The organism is Undibacterium sp. GrIS 1.2 (assembly GCF_040544435.1).
Taxonomy (GTDB): domain Bacteria; phylum Pseudomonadota; class Gammaproteobacteria; order Burkholderiales; family Burkholderiaceae_D; genus Undibacterium.
Map to the genome: position 1 here is coordinate 1 of NZ_JBEONP010000112.1, position 5,294 is coordinate 5,294.

A 5,294-nucleotide genomic window follows, 5' to 3' on the forward strand; every position below is an offset into this window, starting at 1 on the left:
ATCGCGCCGGGTTGGGTGTAGTCGATCTGCGCTTGAACGTTGGGCTGGAATGCGCCGTTGTGATCGGCAATCACTAACGTGTGGCTGCCTAAGGTTCCTATTTGGATTAGCAAGGCTTACAATCTACAATTACCGGGCAATTTCAATATACTCCCCCTATTATTTATTCCAAATATAGCTTATCGCCCAATCATTCTATGGACGATTAAAATATACATCGCCGGAGTATATTTTTAATATATACATGAACAGCGTTTTGGCTATCGAACTAATTTTTACCAAAAATCATTACAACAACTGTTGCTGCAAAGAGAAAATAAAAATGACGAATAAATATTTTATTTACTTAGCAAACTGAATTGTGTCTGATTTCTTAATCCAACCAACAGTCTCCTTTTTACGTCCCGGAAATTTCACGTAATACCAATCTTCCTTTTCTTCGTAAACATATGCCAAATCACCATTAACTAAAAACGTTTTTTCTATACTTCCCTCGTCTGGTAACTTATGAAAATATGTACGCTTTGAACGAATTACATAAACGCCAAGAAAATCTAACTTAGTACTTTTATCAATCTGAATTGACAACTGCTTATCCTCTTCAATAACTTTCGGTTCACCAATGAATGGCAATATCCACTCGCAATCTCCTGGTAGCGTTTTTTTGTTGAAGGTTAATTTTTCTTGCTTTAAATCGGCTGTTAATTCAGCTTTTATATCCTTTAATACTGATGTTTGATTTGCAGATTGATCAAGCGTATTTTTCACAAAAACAGTAACTACATTCTTATTTTTAACCTGTCCAAAAAATACAAATTTACACTCATCAGTCTTGCCTGGAGCCGTTCTCAAAGCAGAGACATATCCGGTTACAACATTTGTATTTGGATTAAATCCAGTAACAATAAATGGATTATCGAAAATTTCATTTTTCCCAGATGATGTTATATCCGCGGCTAATACATATTGGGGCAGTATTAAACTAACACTGCATAATATTGATTTATAGATTTCCAAACTATTCATTTTTCATACTTAAATTTTTTATAGGCGGTCTCAAGTTTTTTATCATAATAATTTTCAAGGCTTGTGATATATACATGAAAGGAACTCAACTCATATGTATAGCACCTATTTTTTAGGCTATCCGTAATGAAAAAAATCTACTGGATAACATCCTTCTTTTCAAATCGGGTCTTAAGATCTTGATAGCCAATATAGGTTGCAGATTCAACTAACCAACCCTTGGATTTACTCCAGACAAAAACATAATCCTCAACTCGAACAGATGCGAGCTGACTACATCCTTTCTCATCAAAAGCATTTTTATTTGTGTAATCACGTGTTTTAAGTTTTTTAATTTCTTGAAAAAGATTTATCTCCTGCCCTGACTCATCTTCTTGAAAAATAGATTTGTAGTTTTTCAGGAAAATATTTTTTTTTAACACAATTGGTTTTTCATCTATGCCACGCGAATCTGTAGGTGAGTATAGTTTCACCGGAAACTTATAGAACATAGCGATCTCTTCAGGCTCACCTTTAAGAGATATTCGAATAAAAGAATTCCAAGTTTGCAAGAGTGTTTTGCCATCACCAAACTTACAGTTTTCTTCTGCTAAAGCATCGAAAGAAATAAACGAAAAAATGACAATAAGTAGAAACTTCATTATTTTTTTTCTTTTGAAGTTGGCCATCTGTATGAAACTAAATGTTTCGCAGGGTTCTCGCTCGCTAAAACAGTCCATTCATTTCCCTCTTTAACTTGATCTGAATAATTGCCACTTAATAGACTAACTACGTCAACTTGCTTAAATTTCTTTTTCTTCTTTTTAATCAATTCGCCATTTTTACCTTTAACCTCGATTTCCTCTTCGCCATCTAATATATTTCTTTTCCCAAAGTTGAGAAAAAAACCCACATGATATTTGGTTGGATTGGTTGCTCTCGTAACTACAACGATTGCACCATAACGAGGCTCTTTCATTTCTTCACCCCATTCTTTCCAAGATTCCGCAGCAGCACTGTTGCTACCACGGTAACCACTTTGTTCTACACACCAATTAGCGAAAGATGAGCACCAAGCGGTTGAGTCATCCCTAGCCATATCTCTGTCTAAATTTGTTGACTGAAGATATTTAACAATATCTTCGTTATTATATTTTTTTTCTATCTCCTGCATTTTTTGATCGGCTTCTTCGCGTATAGATTCATTTTCAGCGATTTTTTGTTGCCGCTCTAAAATTTTACTGTGATCTTTACTATTTTCAGTTTTTTGCTTTTCCTTCTGAAGCTCGGATTTAGCTTTTTTTATAGCTGCGTCAGCATTATTACGCTTTTGATGCTCTGCCTTCCAATCGGGATCATTTTTTTGTGTGCCATCTTTTTCCATGCTCCTGGCACCATCTTTAATTATTTGATTAGATTTCGTTTGCTCTTTTAAAGCATAACTCATCCAAGGCGCGTCACCTGTCAGTTCAACTTTTTGCACAGCAGTCTGAGCGGCAGTAGTTACTTTATCTTTGACAGTCAGCGTCTTTGCATCCTGATTTTTTATGCTACTTGAAATAACTTGTGTTCGAATCTTTCCTTTGTTTGTCGGTATGTTTTCATCCAAAATCTTGCCGGGTAACATTGGGCGCGTATAGAGTTGCTTCATATAAGAAAATGATGTTTCGAGGACGTTTGGCCAACCTAAAAACTGCTTTAACGCAATCTGTACATCGTTAAATGTAATATCTGGATGCGGGGTTGGGGTAGACGGTTTAGCTTGTTTTGCACTGGCATCTGCTGCAGCAAAAATGTCTTTTTTGGTCGATGCTGGCTTAGGCTCTAATTTAGGTTTAGGAGGCGAGGGAATTACCTTCTTCACTTCAAGTACTGCAGGAGATCTTATCGCAGGTAACGAGCCAGCCTCTCCACTATTTAGCGAAATATTATGCTTATTTCCGTCTTCTGTAATTTCATTTTTTGCGACGGCTTCGTTATAAGCTTCATATTCAAGTCGAGGAATAAGAATCACAATTGGCTCTTGAGATTCAGATGTAATTTCAGGAATGTTACCATCGCCATCGGTCACCATTTCAATCGCACTAAGCTCCCACTTAATTGGAACAGAAGTTTCGACGGTTACATCAGTTGATAGCGGCTTTGCCTCTGCCGCAGACATAGATTGATCGTCCGTCGCGGAGATTTTTGGTAATTTATCCGGTGATGCTTCATTTGCATCGCCGCCAGAATTAGGGCCTGGACCTGCTGGTGCTGGTGCTGGTGCTGGTGATTTACTTTCAGTATCAGCCGATATCACAGCTTTTTTCTGAACAACAATCACTTTTCGACCCGCGGATGGTTTACCTAGGATATCCGTCAGTTTAATTTGCAAGCCATGTATATCGTTTAGAATTTTTTCAATACGAATCGCCTCGTCTACGACCGTCTTTGAGTCTGCATATTTAGGATTACCCTTTAATGTAGCGATAGGTAATGCTTCTTTTACTACCACGTGTCCATTAACCGTTTCACGGCGGTTAATTGCAAACTCACCGTAGTGATAGCAAAAATAGATCAGCGTTTCATAATCATCGCTCGCTGAGCCATATTTAGAAATAATTTTTCTTTTAATTTTCTCAAAATACTGCAAACCAGCCTTGATACTGGCACGTGCATCAAAACGATTGGTCTTATTTAGACCAAATGTGGTTCCAGTATCATCCTGCATCTGCGCAACACCTGACGCAGATGATCCACTATTGGCAGCATCTGGATTAAAACCAGATTCTCGCTTTGCAATTGCAATATAGTAAGCAATGTCACGATTATTGAATTGAAGCTTACGAGCTTCTTCAATAATGATATCAACGATCTTTTGTTGTATTTCAGGTGGAGCATCTCCACCTCGACGCGAATTACCTTTTAGATCTTTTTTTTGATCGATCGATTCATTGACGTGTGTATTTGGCATTATTTTTCCACGTTTTCTATTTTATTTTTCAAGTAAAAAGAATCTTCCTTCCACCAAACTTTTTCTTGGCGATCAATATATTTACGCTCACTACCGGATACGAACCATTTTCGATCATAGTGTTTCCATCTGCCATTCAAGTCCATGGTTGCATGAACCTCGCAATCATTGCAGTTACCTCCGTTGCCTAAAGAAAAATATATATACGGCTTATTATTTTTTCCGGCTACGCAAGTTAATGAGCGAACCGAATGGAATTCATTTCTTGATGGTTCCTTTTCCAGAAGATTTGATAACATAATTTTTTTATCACTATTTTCCAAAATAAGTTTTTGTTGTACACAGAAAGTATTAACCATCTCATCTACGTCATTTTGGCAATAAGAGAGAACCGTAATTTTTACTTCATTACATGCCGTTTCATTTTTAAACCATCGCATATCGTCTGCTGCAAATACATCCGAGGCAAACATTGCGAGCGGAAAAATTAGGATCAATCTGCTTCTTAAAAATTTTAGTATTGTCATCTTCAAACCTCATTAAACCAATCATCAATATCATCTTCATCAACTTTTTCCCGATGAAATTTTTCGTGTCGATCTAAAACGATCTTGAGCGGTTCAGGCTCCGAAGTAAGAACTGCTCTTGTTTTACCTTCGCTACCTGTGCGCCCAAACAACACTGTACCGTCAGCTCTTTGCTTACGATATAACCGCTGAGCTACAGGCTCTTTTTTATCTTTATCTACAATTTCAAAAACACCCGAGTAAAGTTTTGATCCTGGCAAGTCAGGGAACTTAGGACTGCTACTACCCGGCCCAGCCAATTCCTTAGCACTAGCCCTAAATGCCATCGTCCCCGGCCCGTGCACCATGATGTTGCCACCTTCTAGTTTGATGTACGCACCTTGCGCTGTGAGGAGTACATGCTCGGGGGCGGCAATGGTGATGCTGTTGGTGATGCTGTTGACTTGTATCGCTTTGTCGGCGGTGAGCTTGGTCTCTGCGCTTTGACTTTGGCTGCTGACTTTGCCGCTGGCGGCGTGGAGACGGATGCCCGTTTCTTGATTCGGTTTGTCGGTGTTGGTTTTGCTGATCTTGCCGTAGGTGAAGAGGCTGATGCCGGCTTTGACGGCGTGAATGTGCTGACCCTGGACGGCGAAGTTGATGTCTTGGCTGGCGGTGATGCTGCTGGTGTTGCCGCTGCTTAAAATAACGTTGGCGGGCGTGACTGCGGCGATACCAGCGGGGCTGCTGAGTTGCAGGTGGGGTTCGCTGTAGGCGGTGACTTTGCCTTGGCCGCCGTTGTTTGCGTTACTATCGCTACTGCCCTCCGT

Annotated in this window: 5 protein-coding genes; all 5 read right to left on the minus strand. The window is 39.3% G+C overall.

Annotated features, from left to right (window positions below; genetic code table 11):
- Positions 1-342: 342 nt before the first annotated feature.
- The gene (locus AAKU61_RS22085) at positions 343-1,026 is read right to left on the minus strand and encodes a hypothetical protein (RefSeq protein WP_354335730.1); all 684 of its coding nucleotides are present in this window, start codon (positions 1,024-1,026) and stop codon (positions 343-345) included.
- Positions 1,027-1,163: 137 nt separating this feature from the next.
- Positions 1,164-1,667 (minus strand): hypothetical protein, encoded by a 504-nt coding sequence (locus tag AAKU61_RS22090; RefSeq protein WP_354335732.1) that lies wholly within the window; start codon positions 1,665-1,667, stop codon positions 1,164-1,166.
- On the minus strand, positions 1,667-3,958 hold the full coding sequence (locus AAKU61_RS22095) for a TIGR02594 family protein (RefSeq protein WP_354335734.1): 2,292 nt from the start codon (positions 3,956-3,958) through the stop codon (positions 1,667-1,669). Before AAKU61_RS22095 ends, AAKU61_RS22090 begins: the two co-directional genes overlap by 1 nt.
- Complete coding sequence (locus tag AAKU61_RS22100) at positions 3,958-4,485, minus strand: hypothetical protein (protein WP_354335736.1); 528 nt, start codon at positions 4,483-4,485, stop codon at positions 3,958-3,960. Before AAKU61_RS22100 ends, AAKU61_RS22095 begins: the two co-directional genes overlap by 1 nt.
- Before the next feature lie 2 nt (positions 4,486-4,487).
- Positions 4,488-5,294, minus strand: an 807-nt coding sequence (locus AAKU61_RS22105) for a DUF2345 domain-containing protein (protein WP_354335737.1), incomplete at its 5' end; no start/stop codon positions are given.

Bases quoted from the DNA above. Each gene is read 5' to 3' on its own strand.
- AAKU61_RS22085 (WP_354335730.1), bottom strand. From the start codon at position 1,026: ATGAATAGTTTGGAAATCTATAAATCAATATTATGCAGTGTTAGTTTA.
- AAKU61_RS22095 (WP_354335734.1), bottom strand. From the start codon at position 3,958: ATGCCAAATACACACGTCAATGAATCGATCGATCAAAAAAAAGATCTA.
- AAKU61_RS22100 (WP_354335736.1), bottom strand. From the start codon at position 4,485: ATGACAATACTAAAATTTTTAAGAAGCAGATTGATCCTAATTTTTCCG.
- AAKU61_RS22090 (WP_354335732.1), bottom strand. From the start codon at position 1,667: ATGAAGTTTCTACTTATTGTCATTTTTTCGTTTATTTCTTTCGATGCT.